The organism is Actinospica robiniae DSM 44927 (assembly GCF_000504285.1).
GTDB lineage: Bacteria > Actinomycetota > Actinomycetes > Streptomycetales > Catenulisporaceae > Actinospica > Actinospica robiniae.
In genome coordinates this window covers 8428137-8445457 of sequence record NZ_KI632511.1, presented here as the reverse complement: position 1 = coordinate 8445457, position 17321 = coordinate 8428137, and the positions used below count along the sequence as shown (strand labels likewise).

15 protein-coding genes are annotated in these 17321 nt (G+C 69.5%); 7 read left to right on the top strand and 8 right to left on the bottom strand.

What is annotated here, in order from left to right; genetic code table 11:
* Positions 1–3 precede the first annotated feature (3 nt).
* The 3 genes from ACTRO_RS36395 to ACTRO_RS36385 all read right to left on the bottom strand — a co-directional run bounded on the left by ACTRO_RS36395 (position 4) and on the right by ACTRO_RS36385 (position 3503).
* Positions 4–1098, bottom strand: coding sequence for an HTTM domain-containing protein (locus tag ACTRO_RS36395; RefSeq protein ID WP_425394896.1), 1095 nt, complete (start codon positions 1096–1098; stop codon positions 4–6).
* A gap of 49 nt (positions 1099–1147) precedes the next feature.
* Complete coding sequence (locus tag ACTRO_RS36390) at positions 1148–1867, bottom strand: DUF5819 family protein (RefSeq protein WP_211244528.1); 720 nt, start codon at positions 1865–1867, stop codon at positions 1148–1150.
* 304 nt (positions 1868–2171) lie between these two features.
* Entirely contained in the window at positions 2172–3503 is a 1332-nt protein-coding gene (locus ACTRO_RS36385; protein WP_051451925.1) for an ice-binding family protein, read from the bottom strand.
* Positions 3504–4064: 561 nt separating this feature from the next.
* Between ACTRO_RS36385 and ACTRO_RS36380 the strand changes: the two genes are divergently transcribed.
* Positions 4065–5564, top strand: coding sequence for an FAD-dependent oxidoreductase (locus ACTRO_RS36380; RefSeq protein ID WP_084317222.1), 1500 nt, complete (start codon positions 4065–4067; stop codon positions 5562–5564).
* Positions 5565–5687: 123 nt separating this feature from the next.
* Here the strand turns inward: ACTRO_RS36380 and ACTRO_RS36375 are convergent, their stop codons facing one another.
* Entirely contained in the window at positions 5688–6026 is a 339-nt protein-coding gene (locus ACTRO_RS36375; protein ID WP_034270575.1) for a helix-turn-helix transcriptional regulator, read from the bottom strand.
* A 345-nt stretch (positions 6027–6371) separates the two neighbouring features.
* Between ACTRO_RS36375 and ACTRO_RS49240 the strand changes: the two genes are divergently transcribed.
* The 4 genes from ACTRO_RS49240 to ACTRO_RS49235 all read left to right on the top strand — a co-directional run bounded on the left by ACTRO_RS49240 (position 6372) and on the right by ACTRO_RS49235 (position 8940).
* A complete protein-coding gene (locus ACTRO_RS49240; RefSeq protein ID WP_211244527.1) occupies positions 6372–6611 on the top strand; it encodes a LapA family protein in 240 nt (79 codons plus the stop codon).
* A gap of 1001 nt (positions 6612–7612) precedes the next feature.
* Complete coding sequence (locus ACTRO_RS47725; protein WP_157436635.1) at positions 7613–7777, top strand: hypothetical protein; 165 nt, start codon at positions 7613–7615, stop codon at positions 7775–7777.
* Between the two features lie 113 nt (positions 7778–7890).
* The gene (locus tag ACTRO_RS36360) at positions 7891–8157 is read left to right on the top strand and encodes a hypothetical protein (protein WP_157436634.1); all 267 of its coding nucleotides are present in this window, start codon (positions 7891–7893) and stop codon (positions 8155–8157) included.
* Between the two features lie 345 nt (positions 8158–8502).
* On the top strand, positions 8503–8940 hold the full coding sequence (locus tag ACTRO_RS49235) for a hypothetical protein (protein WP_211244526.1): 438 nt from the start codon (positions 8503–8505) through the stop codon (positions 8938–8940).
* Between the two features lie 27 nt (positions 8941–8967).
* On the opposite strand, the gene ACTRO_RS36355 is transcribed toward ACTRO_RS49235, so the two are convergent.
* The 3 genes from ACTRO_RS36355 to ACTRO_RS36345 all read right to left on the bottom strand — a co-directional run bounded on the left by ACTRO_RS36355 (position 8968) and on the right by ACTRO_RS36345 (position 13053).
* Positions 8968–10671 (bottom strand): aldehyde dehydrogenase family protein, encoded by a 1704-nt coding sequence (locus tag ACTRO_RS36355; protein WP_211244525.1) that lies wholly within the window; start codon positions 10669–10671, stop codon positions 8968–8970.
* 56 nt (positions 10672–10727) lie between these two features.
* Positions 10728–12047: an MFS transporter gene (locus tag ACTRO_RS36350; protein ID WP_034270565.1), complete on the bottom strand. Its 1320-nt coding sequence runs from the start codon at positions 12045–12047 to the stop codon at positions 10728–10730.
* An 82-nt stretch (positions 12048–12129) separates the two neighbouring features.
* The gene (locus ACTRO_RS36345; protein WP_034270563.1) at positions 12130–13053 is read right to left on the bottom strand and encodes a TauD/TfdA dioxygenase family protein; all 924 of its coding nucleotides are present in this window, start codon (positions 13051–13053) and stop codon (positions 12130–12132) included.
* Positions 13054–13184: 131 nt separating this feature from the next.
* On the opposite strand from ACTRO_RS36345, the gene ACTRO_RS36340 reads away from it, so the two are divergent.
* The gene (locus ACTRO_RS36340; RefSeq protein WP_034270561.1) at positions 13185–13781 is read left to right on the top strand and encodes a TetR/AcrR family transcriptional regulator; all 597 of its coding nucleotides are present in this window, start codon (positions 13185–13187) and stop codon (positions 13779–13781) included.
* A 14-nt stretch (positions 13782–13795) separates the two neighbouring features.
* On the opposite strand, the gene ACTRO_RS36335 is transcribed toward ACTRO_RS36340, so the two are convergent.
* Positions 13796–15277: an AMP-binding protein gene (locus ACTRO_RS36335; RefSeq protein ID WP_034270558.1), complete on the bottom strand. Its 1482-nt coding sequence runs from the start codon at positions 15275–15277 to the stop codon at positions 13796–13798.
* A 335-nt stretch (positions 15278–15612) separates the two neighbouring features.
* Here ACTRO_RS36335 and ACTRO_RS49230 point away from each other — a divergent pair, with 335 nt between their 5' ends.
* Positions 15613–16677, top strand: a complete 1065-nt coding sequence (locus tag ACTRO_RS49230; RefSeq protein ID WP_051451924.1) for a GGDEF domain-containing protein — start codon at positions 15613–15615, stop codon at positions 16675–16677.
* The last annotated feature ends 644 nt before the right edge of the window (positions 16678–17321 follow it).

Below are 17321 nucleotides of genomic sequence, written 5' to 3'. Positions count from 1 at the left end.
CCGTCAGGTGCGATCCAGCGCGTCAGCTGTCCGAACCTCCTGCGCCGGGACGAGAGGATGCCCCATCGCGCCGGCATCCGGCAATGCCGGTGCGGTTCGCCGTACGAGCCGGCGGGCTCTCCGCTCCACGGCCAGGTAGAACCGGTCCGACAGGAACACGGCGTCCGCGACGACCATCGAGCCGGAGAACATGGGCAGACCCATGAGCACCGCGATGCCCAGATGCATGCAGAGCAACATGCTCAGGACGACGTACTTGAGGCGGCCGAAGAGGGCGAACGGGAAGGCCACCTGCACCAGGACGGTCAGGTACGCGGCTACCGTGATCATCATCGGGTGGCTGTCCGCCACGGCCGAGAGTGCCGGCCACGGCCGGAACAGGCTGAGGTGGAGAACGTAGTGCAGCGCGGTTCCGTTGTCCCAGTCGCCGCCCTGCACTTTGTAGAGACCCGCGGTGGCGTAGAGGATGCAGATCTGGGCGCCGATGACGACCATGCCGCAGTTGTGCAGCACCGTGACCACGACCCGCCGGGACACGCCGAGGTGCCGGGCGAACTCGGTGGCTGCGAACCGCGCGAACAAGCTCCCGGGCCGGTCCGCAGATCCCCGCAGCCGGGCCCTGCGCGCGTCGAGCGACCAGCGTCGGCCGCAGGCGGTGGCGACCAGGTAGATGCTCATCAGCGTGATCAGGTTGTCGCCGCCGTCCGTCATGAGGACGGACCTGGCGTAGAACGACGTCACCACGAGTGCGAAGACGATCGAGAGCATCCTGGTCCGCCAGCCGAGCGCGAACAGCACGCAGACGACGAGAGCGAACCCGTAGCAGACCTCGAAGTAGATCGGGCTGTCCGAGAAGGTCAGCACGCTGAACCAGCCGGTCCGGTCGAGCAGCTCTCGGGACAGCGCCGGCGTCATCGGGGAACCCGGGCCCCAGAGCTCGTCACGATGCGGGAACTCCCGCAGCAGATAGGCGAGGTAGATCAGTCCGTATCCGATGCGAAGCGCCGCCGCGGCGTACAGCGACCACGTCCGCTCGGTGAGGGCGAGCCCGAACGCGTCGAGGCGGCCGAGCACGCGCGCCAGGCCGGAACCGCTCACGGCCGGCACGCTCTCGCCTCCCGGCACGCACGCCGCGATCGATCCCTGTTCACCTGCCACGAGACGTCACCTTCCACCACGGTAGGGTCCTGATATCAGCGGCGGGCGCCTTCGGGCGCGGGCCGCCCGGCACGGCCTGCGCCGGGATGGGCTGCGTCACCACACGCAACTGGATGCTGTCGATAGCGCCCGCGCGGTGGGCCTCGACCCGGTCCACCGCGATGTTCCGCAAGTACTCCCGCACCAGCACAGCCCAGTCCGAGTCGGCTTGATCGCCGGCGCCGAACGCGGCGGCGTACGCGGTCCAGGCCCGGCGCAGCGTGTTCTGCGCGGTGTGGCTCGGGAATACGTCGTGCTTCACCGCCGCGTCGTCCAGGGCCGAGAGATCGAACCAGGAGCTGATCCGGGGCCTGCCGTCCGGCCCGGCGCTCATGGTCCGCGCCGAGATCTGCCAGTTGGCCGACTGGGGTTCCGGCGCGAACAGCTGCCAGTTCTGATCGAAGACAGGATCGATCCAGTCATCGATCTCCCTGCTGTAGCGCTGCGAGACGGCATTCACGGGCGCCACGTACAGACCGACCATCAGCAGGTGCAAGGCGGTGGCCACCAGACACAACGCGACCGCCGCGCCGGTGGCCGCCCGCAGCGGGCGCGGCAGCTCAGAGAGCGAAGACGGCTCGGCGTGGCCGGCCGGGGCCGACGGCGTCCGCTCGGCACGGACCTCGACCTGGTCGTCGAGTACGTCCAGGTCGGATTGCTTCACCTCCACCGAATCGATCCCCTCACCACGCGGCGACACCGGGCCCTGCCCATCCCGTCTGCTCCTCTCGGGTCAAACTCGAGACACACCCCGTGCGTCCCTCCTCCGGCGCCGGTGGCGCGCTCCCGTGGTCGGCAAGCGCGCCACCGGCGGATTCCGCGGTGGCCGTCGTTCTCCGGTCCGGCGCCCGACGACGATCGATCTCCGTCAGGCGCAGCGGCTACGTCCCTCGTCAGCGAGGCGATCCTCGCTTCGTCCGCGATGTAGCGGGCCGCACCCATCGTCTGGCGCTCGTAGAACGGCGGCCGAGTGCTCAGGAGCCGCCACTCCAACCGGTGTCGTGGCCTCCCGAGGCGTTACTCCAACCGCCGTCACTGCCTCCCGAGGTGCTCTGACCCGAGGGGCGGCAGGGCAGACACGGCTTGGGTTCCACCTTCACGGGCTTGTGGCACGGGCACGGCTTGGGCTTCGGAGGCATCACCGGCTTGTGGCACGGGCACGGCTTGGGCTTCGGAGGCATCACCGGCTTGTGGCACCCGCACGGCTTGGGCTGCGGATAGTGGTGGAACCCGCCGGTCATCCCACCGTTCTCGCCACCGTTCATTCCACCGTTCTCGCCACCGTTCATCCCACCGTTCATCCCGCCGGTCTCACCACCGACAGTGCCGCCGGTGGTGAACCCGCCGATGGTCCCACCGCTGATCGTCCCGCCGCTGATGGTGCCGCCGGTGATGATCCCGCCTGTGACGATCCCACCCGTGGTGATTCCGCCCGTCGTGATTCCGCCGAGCAGACCACCGGAGAGCAGGCCACCCGAAGTACCCCCGGTCAACAGGCCGCCGGACAGGAGTCCTCCCGTGGCCGTGGTGCCAGTGGTGGTCGTACCCGTCGTACCGCCCGTGGTGGTCGTACCCGTGGTACCGCCCGTGGTGGTGGCGCACTGGGGCCGGGTGATCGTGTTGGTATCCAGGGTCACGGAACCGGTGCGCGCCAGCGCCCGACCGGCGATGGTCGTCCCGGTGGTCGCGGTGATGGATGCCTGGGCGAGGATCGTACCGGTGAAGTTCGAGTTGGTGCCGAGCGTCGCCGAGCTCCCGACCTGCCAGAAGACATTGCAGGGCGAGGCACCGTTGATCAGCGCCACCGTGCTCGCCGACGCGGTGGTCAGCGTCGATCCGGCCTGAAAGACCCAGACGGCGTTGGGGTTGCCCTGCGCGTTCAACGTGAGCGTGCCGGTGAGCCCCATGGACGTCGAGGAGTTGTAGACACCCGGAACCAGCGTCTGTCCACCGAGATCGGCCGTGATGGTGCCGTCCGGCGCCTGTCCCGCGGCGTTGTTGTAGGCCACGGTGAGGTCACTCTGAGCCTGGCCCCCGACGGGATCGGCCCCCGTATGGACGGCGCCGTTGACGATTCCAGGGGGGAACCCGGTCACCGACGTTCCCGGGCTTACGTCGAGGTCTCCGTTGATGATGGAAGGGCCGGTATTGGTGACCGACTGGCCGCCGAGAACCGCGACGCTCTGCAGCGTACCGAGGGGAGGGGTGGTCGCGATCGCCTGCGCGACCGTGGGACTCAGCGCCACGGCGGAGACGGCGAGCGCCCCCGTCAGGGCCGTCGCGGCCCACACGGACGCCGTGCGCATCGGCGGAGAATCAGGGTTTCTTAGTCTCATTCGAGCTGCCTGCTCCCTTGTAAACTTCTGGCCTGTTCGCGGTCCACACAATGCAGCGATGAACCGGACGATTCTTCGGGGAAGACTAGTCCGCTATAAACTGTACGCATCAACCCACGCGGACAGATTTGAAAAAATCAACCATGCGTGGACGCCAGGCAGTAAGTCTTATTACTGCATAGATGCACAAATGCCCGCGCGGAAACATCGGCCCACTTCGGCGTATTCGCCTGGTCGCGCGCGTGGGCGTCCGCCGATGCCCGCCTCGTTCGTCACGTATCCGCTCGATGAGCCTTCTGACTTTCCCGGCGCGGATCCGCAGACCCTCAAGGCCGATTAGACTTGATGTAAGGAGACAGCGTCGCGGCAAGCGGCTGAACCCTGTCAGTCTCACTCCGAAGGCCTATGGGAACGCGATTTGTTTGATGAACAGAAACAGGTGTGCGAAGTCGTGTCGGGTCCAAGCACACGAACTCCGCGCTGCCGCGTCTTCACCTCCTCGCGGGTCGCTACGAGGCCTTCGGAGGCCTGGTGACCTCCGCGGTCGTGGTCGGTGGCGGTCCCAACGGCCTCGCCGCCGCCGCACTGTTGGCGAAGGCGGGGCTGGAAGTCACGGTGCTGGAAGCAGCGGAAGAGACCGGCGGCGGCACCCGCGGCCATGAAGCCATCCTGCCGGGGCTGATGCACGACCACTGCTCGGCCATCCACCCGATGGCCGTGACCTCGCCGGCGCTGCGCACACTCGATCTCGCGCGCCACGGACTGCGGTGGCTGCTGCCCGAGATCGACTGCGCCCATCCGCTCGAGGACGGGACAGCGGGCGTGCTGCTGCGCTCCGTGCACGAAACCGCCCGCGGCCTCGGCGTCGACGGCAACCGCTACCGGCGGCTCCTCGGACCGCCGGTGCGCCACTGGGACGCACTCGCCCAGGACGTGATGCGCCCCATGCTGCGCATCCCCGACCACCCCCTGCTGCTCACACGTTTCGGCCTGCCGACGGTGCTGCCCGCCACCGTCCTCGCGTGCCTGTTCCAAACGCCCCAGGCGCGGGCGCTGTGGGCCGGCATCGCCGCACACGCCTACCGACCGCTGTCCGATCCGTTCAGTTCGGCGATCGGCCTCGGCATCCTGACTGCCGGCCACGCCGCGGGCTGGGCGGTCGCCGAGGGCGGCTCACAAGAAATCGCCCGGAGTATGGAGCGAGCGTTACGCGAGCACGGCGGCGCGATCCACACCGGCGTGCGCATCACCGAGAGCAAGCAGATCCCGCCGGCCGACGTGACCCTCCTGGATCTCGACCCCGGCCAAGTCGCCTCCCTCTACGGCGACCGGCTGCCGCGCCGGGTTCGCGCCGCCTACCGGCGATTCCGCCGCGGCCCTGGCGCGTACAAGCTCGACCTCGCGGTCGAAGACGGAGTGCCCTGGCACAACGAGCACGCGCGACGCGCCGGCACCGTGCACGTCGGCGGCACCTTCGCCGAGGTGGCGCAGGCGGAGCGAGCCGTCGCCGCCGGACGCATGCCCGAACGCCCCTTCATCCTGGTCGGCCAGCAATACCTGGCCGATCCCAGCCGCTCCGTCGGCAACGTACACCCCGTCTGGGCCTACGCCCACGTCCCGCACGGCTACGACGGCAACGCCACCGACACCGTCATCGAACAGCTCGAGCGGTACGCACCGGGCATTCGCGAACGCATCGTGGGGTCGCACGTCACCCGGCCGGGCGACTTCGCCGCGGCCAACCCCAACTTCACCGGCGGCGACATCCTCACCGGCACCAAGACACCCCGCCAACTGCTCCTCGGAGCCCGCCTCGCGCTCGACCCCTACTCCACCGGCCTGCCCGGCGTCTTCCTGTGCTCGGCCGCCACCCCGCCCGGCCCAGGCGCCCACGGCATGTGCGGCGCGGGAGCGGCGAACTCCGCACTGCGCTTCCTCGGGTCACCGTCACGCGACGCTGTGGCACCGAGGTCCGCGTTCGACGACGGCGACATGTCGCGCCGCGTCCCCGGCGAGATCAGAAAACCGTAGGTTGTTGCGACGAACGTGCACGTGCGGAGCCTCGCAACGCCGACGGCCGCTAAACGGGCCCACCCGCGGCCGTCGAACCCGTTTCTCGTGACGCGCCGGAGACAAGGCGCTTTGGACGGGAGCCTAAGCTACGCCCCCGGCCTCCGGCACTGCGCTCCCCGGGGCTCGGTCATCGTGCTGCTCGCCGCTGTGTCCGAGCAGGACGGCCAGGACCTCGCCGACCGCGGGTTCCCGGCTGCCTGGTTCGAGCAGCGGGAGGTGGGCCTGGATCTGGTAGCGGTTGCGTCGCCCGTCCTTCTCCTTGATCACGTATCCGGCCGCGGTCAGATCGGTGACGATGCCGTACGCGCTGCGCTCGGTCAGCCCGAGACTGACCGCGATCTCACGCAGCCGCACACCCGGGTCGCGCGCGATGCACAGCAGGACCCGGGCGTGATTGGTCAGGAAACTCCAGTTCTCCACAGATACAGGCTAACATATTCTAGAAATGCATTGCTAGTTTCTTGTTTCCAATGTAGATTGGAAACAAGGCGCCGGGAGGATCGACCGCAGACGGCGGCCAGGCTCCCGGGCCACCTTGGGGGAAGCACGCGAGGCGGGCACACGCCCCGGCTCCCCCGCTTTCAAGGGAATCCCCTCATGACCGACCAACTGACCCCCGAAGCACCCACCACCGTCCCGCCGCGATCCGTAGACGGCAGCACCGTCCGACCCCCGCCGACGCCCCCGACCGCACCGACGCCCGCACCCCAGGCACCTGCCGAACCGTCGGCACCCGCGGGACCGGCACGAACCAGGACCAGCAGCGTGCGGATCGCACTGATCGCCGGCACGCTCGCCCTCGCCGCGGTGCTGATCTTCATCATCCAGAACACCAGCGGCGTGAGCATCAACTTCCTCGGCGCGCACCTGCACGTGTCACTCGCCGTCGCCATGCTCCTCGGCGCCGTCGCGGGCGCACTGATCATGGCCGCCGCGGGAACCGCCCGGATCACCCAGCTGCGGCAGAACATCCGCCGCGAACGACGCAACTCACGCGACCGGTAACCAGCCCGGGAGAGCCGAACTCGACACCTAGTCGGGTCCGTCGAACCCGCGAGCCGGAAGGGGTTGGTGAGGTGACTCCGATGGGCGAGTCCCGCCCCGGCGGGCAGAAAGTGCCCGCCCGGATGACTCCGAGCGGGCTCCGAAAATCCCGCGCTCGCCCTACGTATCAGATGCACTATATATGATCAATGGCATATGTGAGCCGCCGTTGACCGCGCTTGAGGGTGATTGCGTGTGATCGCCCGGCCGACCCACGGCCGACTCGAAGTGGTCGGGTCGCGCATCGAGCGCCTCGGCGCAGGCGTACCACAGCATTGATATCGTTCGTTGGCTGATCTCGTTGTTCGGGCTGCCACGGCCCCTCCGGTACCGCCGCGGGCTGTGGTTGCCGAAATCCTCGTCCGTGCAGGTCAGCCGACAGTTAGCGTCCGACGTGCTCCAAGGCTTCATACAGAGTTCTTCGCGTCACGCGTGTTCGCCCGTCCCGGCCCCGCAGCGCCGTCACCCTCGAATCCTCAGTCATGCCTGTCGAGTCATCCCCGAGGTGGGGCGATCTCGGTCGTCCTCGCGAGCCTTGGCCCATCAGCTCGAACCGCCTTGCGATCTCCTCGATGAGGGCGACGTCGGAGTCCCAGGTCTGGCTGCCCATGCCGAGGATGAAGCCCGCGTGGCCGCTTACAGCGAAATACTCGTCGGTGTGCTGTATGGCGGCGCCGTCGGCGCTCCGGACGACGAAGTCAAGCGCTCCGGACCGGAACTCGACCGGACCGTGGTCGCATCGGCTCGTACGGGGGCGGGCGGAGGCGCACACAGGAGTACAAACGCTTGCGCACGGTACAGGCATTGTGAGGAGATAGGAAAGCGGGACAAAACCCGCATGGTCGATAGGCGTCCAGACCCCGCGCCTCGGTCACTGAAAGCGCACCGGCAGAGTGGACTCATCCTCTGCCGGCGCAAAGTGGAGCGGTCGTCGCCAGGCACCGCTCGGCCGAGGAGCGGACATGAACGATCACAGGGGCGTGCCGGGCGCCCGCAGCGGCGGCCCGACGATCCACGACGGCGCGACTCACACCACGCACGAGTCGCGCGAGGGCGGGGTCGGCAGCCGAGAACGAGCGCCGGCCTCTCCGCGTCGCCTGGGGACTTCCGAGGCAGACCGCGCGTGACCCACCCGCACCCCACACCGGCTCCGAGAGGGCCGCTGTTCACCACGGCCCTCCGCATTCCCGGGCCTTTCGGCCAAGACGAATTGGCGGATGCGCTCAGGCTCGCCCACACGGTGGCGATCCGCGACCGCGGCCACGACATCCAGGCCGTGTTCGCCGTCATGAACGAGGATTGCGGCACGGACCTGAGCCAGGACCAATGCACGCAGATCGCTCGCGCGGTTCTGTACTTTCTATGCGGCATCGGGGCACTCGACACCCGGGACACGATCAGTGCGCTGAACAGGTGGCATCTGAAGAACCGTCGCAGGCAGGACGTGCTGGCATGGGCGATCGCCGAGACGCTGCGAAGGCTCTGGCCGCCCTCCAGCGCGGCATGAGCGCGACCGAGACGGGTCCGGGCGGGCGAGACGGCCTGTAGTACGTCTGAATTCGGCCGCGTGCTCGGACCTGCGATGATGGTGGACCGTGCAGGTTCGTCTGATCTACCGGTTCGCTCTCGCAGTGCTCTCCTGGCTTGTGCTACTGACCAGGTCGCAGGCTGCTTAGAACACCGAAATACTGGTGCTGCGGCACGACGCGGTCCGCCGGCGCACCAACCCGAAGCCACGGCTCGACTGGAGCAACCGGGCCGTGCTCGCGGCGCTATGCCGGACACTGCCGAGGAACCTGCCGCACCGCACCGCACCGTCACGCCCGGCACCCTCCTACGATGGCATCGGCGCATGGTGGCGAAGAAGTGGACCCAGCCGCGGCCGCCAGGCAGGCCGCCGCTCGCGGGCGCCCTGATCGAGCTGAACATCCGTCTCGCCACCGAGAACCACGCCTGGGGCGTCGTCCGGATCCAGGGCGAACTGCGCCGCCTCGGGCACCGGATCGCAGCAGGCACCATCGGTAAGATCCTGCGCAGCCGACGGATCCCACCGCCGGCTTTACGGGACGAGACGTCGTTTGTCGACCTTTCGGCCCGGCTGGCACCATCCGCCGAGGAACGCGAGCCTGCGCAGCGTAAGAGTGGAGGCCGCGGCCGAGGCGGGCGCTTCGCGCGATTCGACCCGCACTGCCGGATGTCCGCAGGAGCACGGCCGGTCGCGCTCTTCGCGCATCGCGCGGAAGGTGTCCTTGCGGCCAGGACTCACCGCCGCGATCACTGCCGTCGTTGATGAACTCCCCGGTGAGCAGGTCGGGAATCAGCCTCTGAGCGCGGACGCGAAGATACCGGGCAGCCCTTTGACACCGGGGGACGCCGTGAAGCGGGTGAGTCGCTCGATGGTCGTGGGCCCGGTGCGGTTGGTGGCGAAGTACGGCGGGGGTGGGGAGAGGGAGGCGGAGCCGGTGAACGCGCCGCGCGGCATCGGTGCGAAGGGGGCGCGCAGCACCGTCTTCTCGACGTCTTCGAGCATGAAGGCGTTGTGTACGAACCCTGTGCCGGATCCGATGGCTTGTCTGGTGTGGCCCGGGAACGCGCCCCACGGGGTGTAGCCGAGGAGGAAGCCGACGGCGGACCAGCAGTTGACCCCGACGGTGCCGTAGCGCAGCGCGCCGATGGCGGCGTGTACGGCCTGTGCCTCGCGCCTCATGGTCTTCGGGTGGATCAACATGGTGGCGCCGAGGGTCCCGGGCAGCACGTCGTTGGCGAACTCGACGGCGTCGAGCAGGTAGGTGGGCGTGTCGCCGCCGGGCAGACGCACGACGCCGAGGGCGCTGGCGAACACCTCGGTGGTGAGCATGGCATCGTCGTGCCCGGTAACGTCCGGCACCAGGATGCGGTCGCCGTGAGGCCCGTGGATCTCCGCCGTCGGGTAGGTCTCGCGCACGGCGGCGAGCCGTTCCCGAGCGCCGGGGTAGTAGTCGGAGCGCGCGGGAAGCGAGCGCAGGACCCTGCGGATCTCTTCGAGCAGCCGGTCCGTGCCGGGCCAGCCGCGCGGGACGACCAGGATCTGGCTGGCGATGCAGTTGTGCCCGGAGTTGTTCATCTTGCTGGTGACGATATGCTCGGCCTGGTAGCGGAAGTCCGCCGCGCTCCACGGCCCGGGCACGACGATGCACGGGCTGACTCCGCCGAGTTCGCTGCTGAACGGTTTGGTCACCAGCGGCCGGTCGGTGCGGCGCCGGGCTTCCGCCTCCTGGCCCGTGCCCCAGACGATGGCGTCGTAGGTGCGCTCGCTCCCGGTGATGTGGAGGGAGTCGATGCCCGCGTGGCCGACAAGGTGCGTGCCTTCGGCAGCTCCCCCGTCGACGAAGCGCACGAAACCGCGTTCCCGGAACTCGGCGAAGACCGATTCGAAGTGCGGGCGGAGGTAGGCGTTGACCGGGTTCATCTTGGCGACCACGACCTGGCCTTCGACATACAGCTTGTGCAGGATGTCGAGCGCGGTGATCGCCGCGACGTTGCCGGCGCCGAGCACGAGTGCGACGCCGGGCGCGGCGGGTTCAGCCCGATATATGCGCGCAGCGCGTTCGAGCACGTCGTGCGGCGTGGTGCCCGGACGCGTCCAGACCTTGGCCGTATAGCCGCTCAGGAGAAGGCGGTCCCATCCGGTGGCGGGGAACACGTCCACGACGACGCGGTCGTCATCGCTCTTCACCGCGCCGGGCTCGACCGGCCGTCGGCCGTCGCGGATCCTGCGCAGCACGTGCAGGTACGCGGACGCCGTCTGGGCCAGCGCCCAGGGTCCGCCGGCCCAGTCCTCGGCGGCCCACGGTGAATCGGCGGCGTAGCCCTTTGCCGCCGCAGCCGCCGCGACCATCGGGCCCGCTGCGCCGGGCACCTTGGCCAGCAGTCGTTCAAGCATCGCCAGGCGCTCGTCGAGCCCGGTCCGGCACCAGGAGGCTGCGTTGCGGCCGACGTCGGCCACGGTGAGGTCGAGGTCTGCGAAGTCGGCTGTCGGCACGGCGTTCACGGTCGCTCCGAGATGTCGGTGGGTCGTGGGGACGGGTTCGGCCTGGCTCAGCGGGCCAGGCGGCGCGCGTCGCGGGCCGGATCGACCAGCGTTGCCGCCGCGAGCGCTCCGACCAGGAGGATCACGCCCGTCAGCTCGAGGGCTTCGCGGTAGCCGCCGGCGCCGTGCGCATCGACGAGATGTCCGACGAGCGCGGGGGCGATCAGCCCGGAAAGTGTGGCGACCGCGTTCATCACGCTGAGCGCACCGGCGCGGCGTGACGGCGGGGCGAGCTGCGCGACGGTGGTGACCGCGATCGTCACCATCACGCCGGCGAAGCCGATACCCAGCACCAGCACGAGCGCGAAAGCCGGGCCCCGCCCCAGGAACGCGAGCGCGAACGCCGCGAGGCCGGCCACGGTCAGAGCCAGTGCGCCGAACCGGGCGCGGACCCACCGGCCCTCGACGCCGCGCCGAAGCAGCCGGCCGGCGAGCGCGCCGTGCCCGAGGATGACGACGGTGTTGACCGCCCAGATTCCGGCCACCAGGCTCGCCGAGGACGCCGTGGTGTAGCCCACCGCATCGTGCAGGTACGAGGGAATCCACACGAGGGAGAGCGCCACGACCCAGTACGTGCAGAAATACGCGACGGTCGCCCCGATCCAGGTCCGGGTCGCGCAGATACGCCGATAGCCGACCGGCGCGATGTCGGAGGCAGGTGTGGGACCAGCGGGCGTACGCGTCGGCGGCCTCTTGGGCTTTCGCGCGCCGCGATGCTCTGAACCGAACGCGAGCCACGCCGCCGCCCACACGAGTCCGGCGCCACCGACCGCCCCGAATGCCGCGCGCCAGCCATGGTGATCGATCAGCCAGGTCAGCGTCGGCGCTGAGACGATCACGCCGAGGGCGGTGCCGGAGAGGATCAGGGCACTGGGAAGGTTGCGCCGTGCGTCGGTGAACCAGGACAGCGCGCTGTGTTCGGCGACTGGGAACGCCGGGCCCTCAGCCGCGCCGAGCAGAATGCGCGAGGCGAACAGCAGGGCCACGCCGCCGCCGAGCGCCAACGGCAGCTGCGCGAGTGACCACAGCAGGGCCATGCCCAGCAGGAGCCACCGCGGCCGCACTCGGTCGGCCGCGAAGCCCACGGCCAAGGTGCTGACGGAGAACAGCAGGAAGAACGCGCTGTTGGCCAGCCCGTACGCCGTCGCGGACAGACCCAGGTCCCGGCGGATCGGATCGGCGGCAAGGCCGAGCACCGACTTGTCCGCGAAGTTGATCATCATCAGGACGACGAGCAGCCCGGTGACGACCCAGGCTCGCGCCCGCCCCTCGCCGGGCGCGGGCTCGAGGGCGGTCGGGTGGGCGGGTACGACTTCGATGTCGGACACGGCGGCTCCGCGGGGGACGTGAGGGACGAAAAGGCACGAACACGATTTGATTGACCTGCGGTGGACTGCGGGCGCGGCCGCGTCAGGACAGCGGCACGCCCGCGATCGAGATCCGCTCCATGACCCGGCGCTGCGGGAAGTAGTCGTTGATCGCGTAGTGCTGCGTCGCGATGTTGTCCCAGATCGCCACGGATCCGGGCTGCCAGCGGAAGCGGACCTGGTACTCGGGTATGCGCGCCTGGAGCACGAGTTCGCACAGCAGCGCCCGGCTCTCGTCTTCCGGCAGCCCGGCGATGCGGATCGTGAACGGCTCGTTGACGTACAGGAGTTTGCGACCGGTGCGCGGGTGGCGCACCACCACGGGGTGCTCCACGATCGGAAGCCGCTGCCGCAGCGCGATGATCTGCGCCGGCGTCATGGTGGTGCCCCAGCTCGGTTCCCAGTCGTGGACGGCGCTCGAGCCCTCGATGCGCTCCTTGAGTCCCTCGGGCAGGTTGTCGTAGACGGCGTACATGTCCGTCCACATCGTGTCCCCGCCGGCCGGCGGGACCTCCACCGCGCGCAGCACCGCGCCGAGCGCGGGGGCGGCCATGAACGAATGGTCGCTGTGCCAGATGTTCTCGTGCCCGAAGGTGATCTCGTCCTTGGCGAGCCGGGAGACCTCGACCGAATCGCCCTGGGGGAAGAAGGGGTTGGCTTCCGGCGCGCCCCACACGTCGACGAGCGCGCGATGCGCCGACGGGGTCATGGCCTCCTGACCGCGGAAGAAGAGCACCTTCCACTCCAGCAGCGCCGCCCGCAGTTCCCGCGCCAGCTCGTCGTCGACGGGCGAGGACAGGTCCACGCCGGTTACCTCCGCGCCGATGTGCGTGGTCAGCGGGCACAGGGAGATACGGCGGTACTCGATTTCCTCGGCGCCGGCCGCCGAGCGCTGGAGCATGCGCGGCCCGTAGTGCATCAGCGGGTTGTTCACCAGCGGCGCCGTTGCCGTGGACGCAGTCGTCATGGAAGCCCTCCATCAGGCCGAAAATTCGATATCGACAGTCTCGTTATGAAGGGCTGGCCGCGCAAGAGGGCGGCGGCGGAATTCTCGCGGCCGCGCCCGGCACGCGCAGCGCGGTGCCGTAGGCTCTGCGCATGGGCGGCGTGCGCAGGAACGGATCCGAGACGGGGCCGGGACGCCCGCGCCTGGAGATGGACGGTCCGGTCCTCGGCGCGGTGATCGACTTGATCACGGAGAAGGGGATGAGCGCCGTCACGATCGACGCCGTCGCGGCACGGGCCGAGGTGAGCCGCGCGGCGATCTACCGGCGATGGCCGACCAAACACGACCTGCTCGTCGCCGCCGCCGAGACCCGTGTGGGCGAGCACGACGTCCCCGACCAGGGGTCGTTCCGCGCCGAGCTGGCCATGTTGCTCACCGCTCGCCTCCAGGTCTACCGCATGCCCGGCACGAACCGGCTGCTGGCCGGCCTGATCGGCACGGGAGCCGAGCACGAGCCGGCGCCGGCCGTGTACGCGGTCTACACCGAGCGCATCACCGAGCAGACGCGGCGGATCATCAGACGTGGCATCGCCCGCGGCGAGGTGCGCGCCGAAGTCGACGTGGACGCCGTGACGACGCTCATCGCCGCGGCTCTGCCCTTCCGCCTCGTCGCCGAACTGCGCCCGCCGGACGACTCCCTGGTCGAACAGGTCGTCGACCTGATCACACGCGCTGTCGAAACACCCTGACGAACGGCCCGCCGTCAGCGGGCGGACGCGGGAGCCGTGATCTCACGTTTGAGGATCTTGCCGGTCGGGCCCTTCGGCAGAGAGTCGAACAGCCACACCTCGCGCGGATACTTGTAGGGCGCCACACGTTCGCGGACGAACTCGCGCAGTTCCTCGGGCCGAGCCCGGACATTCGGGCGCAGCGCGACCGCTGCGGCGATCTCCTCGCCGAGCTCCGGATGCGCGACGGCGAGGACGGCCGCCTCGGCGACGGCGGGGTGCTCGTAGAGGACCTCTTCGATCTCCCGGGGGTAGACGTTGAAGCCGCCGCGAATGATCAGATCCTTCTTGCGGTCGACGATGTAGTAGTAGCCGTCCTCGTCCACGCGGGCCAGATCGCCGGTGCGCAGCCAGCCATCCTCGAGCGCCTCGGCCGTGGCTTGCTCGAGACCCCAGTAGCCGGCCATCACGTTGCGGCCGCGCACGCACAGCTCTCCCACACCCTCGCGCACGTCGATGAGCCGCATCTCGGCCCCGCGGATCGCGGTGCCGACGGAGCCGGGCCTACGCGGGCGGTCCGGGTGGTTGAACGTGGCGAGCGAGGCGGTCTCGGACATGCCGTACCCCTCCAGCACCACACAGTCGAACGCTGACTCGAAGCTGTGGAACAGCTCGACCGGGAACGGCGCTCCGCCCGAGACGCATACCCGGAGCGAGGCGGTGTCGATGGATTCCCCGGCCTGCCGACGGGCGGCCAGCAGCGCCGCGAACATCGTCGGGACGCCCAGCAGCACGCTGACGCGCTGCCGCTCGATCGCACGCAAAGCAGAACCCTGCTCGAAGCGCGGCATGAGGCTGAGCTTCGCGCCGGTGCGGACGGCCGCGTTCATCGCGCACGCACCGAAGACGTGGAAGAGCGGCAGCGCGCCGAGCAGCGTGTCGTCCGGGCCGATGCGCAGCAGGTCTTCCGCGGCGATCTCCGCGGTGCGCACCAGGCTGTCATGGGTGAGCATCGCGCCCTTCGGCGCGCCGGTGGTGCCGGAGGTATAGAGGATCACCGCCAGGTCGTCCGCGTCGCGCAAGACCCCGAGCGCAGGAGCGGGATGGTCCGCCAGCAGGGAGGGCAGGCAACCCGGCTCGACCGGGACGATCGTCGCGCCCGTCCCGTCGCACGCGGGCACCGCCTGTTCCATGGCCCCCGGGAAGACGAAGACGAGCCGCATCCCCGAGTCAAGCACATAGTGGGCTATTTCGCGCTGCTTGAGCAGCGGGTTCATCGGTACGACCACGGCCCCGGCGCGCAGCGCGCCGTAGTAGAGGGCAGGGAACTCCGTCAGGTTCGGCAGCATCAGCCCGACCCTGTCGCCCACCGCCACGTCGTGCGAGGCCAGGAACGCGGCGACACGGCCGGCCGACTCGTCGAGTTCGGCATAGGTCAGCTCGTTGCCCGCGAGTTCGACCGCGCAGCGCGCGCCGTGGCGCGCGGCGGCCCGCGCGAGGAGATCAGCGAGACTCACAGAGGGTCCTCTCGGGCAGCGGTCAGCCGCGCGGTCCGGGACGTAGCGCCGGCGCGGGGGCGGTGAGCAGGCGGGATTCGCCGCCACGGGATAAAAACGATATGGAGAGTATCGTTATTGGCTCTGGGGTACAAGCCGTGCGGACTTACTCGTCCGCCAGGTCGGCGCCGCCCGTTTGCGCAGCTCTGCTAGGCGCGTGCGTCCCGGGCGGTCACGGCGTGCACGGCGCGCGACTTCGGCTGCCCGTTGCCGCCGCCTCGTCCGACCACTGCGGCGCGCACATCGGGCCTGCGTGTTGCTCCGGCCAGCCGCACCGCGCTCGGTAGCTTGGTTCCGTGCGACCGCCAGCCGAGCCCCCGGCGACCCCAGGGGCCGTCACGCCGCAGTTCGCAGCGTCGGTCGCGGGCGGCCTGCTGATCATCGGCGCAGCGCTGAGCGCCGGGCTGACCGCATCGCTCGCAGTGAACTCGCCCGAGCTGATCAATGCCTACCGCCCGGCGGTCTACGCCGTCAGCGCGGTCGCAGGAGGGCTCGGCCTGGCTGTGATAGCCGCCCGAAACCGGCTGCCGCTACGGCTGCTCTACGGCTACCCCGCGTTCGCCTACATCCTGATCTGCGCACCCGCCGTCGTCTCGGGCACGAGCACGCTTTTCGGCCAAACCCTGATGCTGTGGCCGGTGCTGTACTCCGGCTACCTGATGCCGGAAACGGTCACCTGGGTCACCCTCATCGCGGGCCTGGCCGCATCCGGCGCCCTCGCCGGCGCCGCGCAAGGCTCGACCGGGCATGCGGCCGGGCTGGGGATCACCCTCGGCGTCACGCTGCTGGCCAGCTCAGCGGTCGTGATCTCGCTGCGCCGCCGGATCGACACGCTGGTGGAGCACATGCGCCGGGAGGCACGTACGGACGCGCTGACCGGCCTGGCGAACGTGCGAGCCTTCGAAACCGTGCTGGATCGGGAACTGCTCATCTACGAGCGGCACGGGTCACCGCTCTCCCTGCTCGCCATCGACATCGACTATTTCAAGCGCATCAACGACGCCGCGGGCCACCCGGCCGGCGACGCGACGCTGCGCAGGCTGGCGGACCTCTTCACGCACGCCGTCCGACGCAGCGACACCGTCGCCAGGGTCGGCGGCGAGGAGTTCGGCGTGCTGCTGACCGACACCACGTGCGCCCAGGCGGCCGAACGCGCCGAGGCACTGCGCCAGGCGACCCAGGACGCCTCCGCGCACTGGCCACAGCCGCTGACCATCAGCATCGGCGTGGCCACCATCCCCGACCACGCCCTCGATGCGCCGACCCTGCGCGCCACCGGCGACACAGCGCTGTACGCGGCGAAGTCCGCCGGCCGCAACACGGTTCGCACCGCCCCACGACGCGGACAGGACTCCCCCTGACACCGACGTCGCGCTTTGATCCGCACAGGGGACACCCCCCGCATGAAAGCTCGACGATCTGTACGGTCACATCCCCCGACAAGAGGAAGGCCGGCATCGGCTTCACCCATGGAATGGTCGTGGACGACGTCGAGGAGCTCGGCCATGCGCAGCTGCCGCCGCGCAGGCGGGAGAGCCCTCCGCCGATGTGCATCACGCAGATGTTGTCGGCCGCGCAAAGCACTTCGGATCCGGTCGCGACAATGTCGGCGATCTTCTCGGCGAGCATGGCTGTAGATGGCGCAGGGTTCTTCAACGCGATGGTGCCGCCGGACCCGCAGCAGGATTCGACGCCGGAGAGTTCGACGAGGAAATGGAACGGGCGAGTTGACCGGCGGCTCGAGAGCGAGGTGTCGGCATTGCGATGCCGATCCGGAGATGGGCCGCGGCGCCGGGGACGTCGACGGCTGGGCCATGGACTGCCGCATCGGAACAATGGCATATGCTCTCAATGCCGCTGCGATCGAGCCTGCCGGCATGACGTCCGCGACGATGTTTCCGTCGACGACTTTCTACGGCGCCTGGGGAGCTTCCACAGCCACAGAATGCCCGATGATTCTCGGCATGCGGGTCGACTCGGTATTTGCTTCATCGTGCGGCCTGGG

Coding starts and splice junctions, on each gene's coding strand:
- ACTRO_RS36385 (WP_051451925.1), bottom strand. CDS start 3,503: ATGCGCACGGCGTCCGTGTGGGCCGCGACGGCCCTGACGGGGGCGCTC.
- ACTRO_RS47725 (WP_157436635.1), top strand. CDS start 7,613: ATGAACGATCACAGGGGCGTGCCGGGCGCCCGCAGCGGCGGCCCGACG.
- ACTRO_RS49235 (WP_211244526.1), top strand. CDS start 8,503: ATGGTGGCGAAGAAGTGGACCCAGCCGCGGCCGCCAGGCAGGCCGCCG.
- ACTRO_RS36345 (WP_034270563.1), bottom strand. CDS start 13,053: ATGACGACTGCGTCCACGGCAACGGCGCCGCTGGTGAACAACCCGCTG.
- ACTRO_RS36340 (WP_034270561.1), top strand. CDS start 13,185: ATGGGCGGCGTGCGCAGGAACGGATCCGAGACGGGGCCGGGACGCCCG.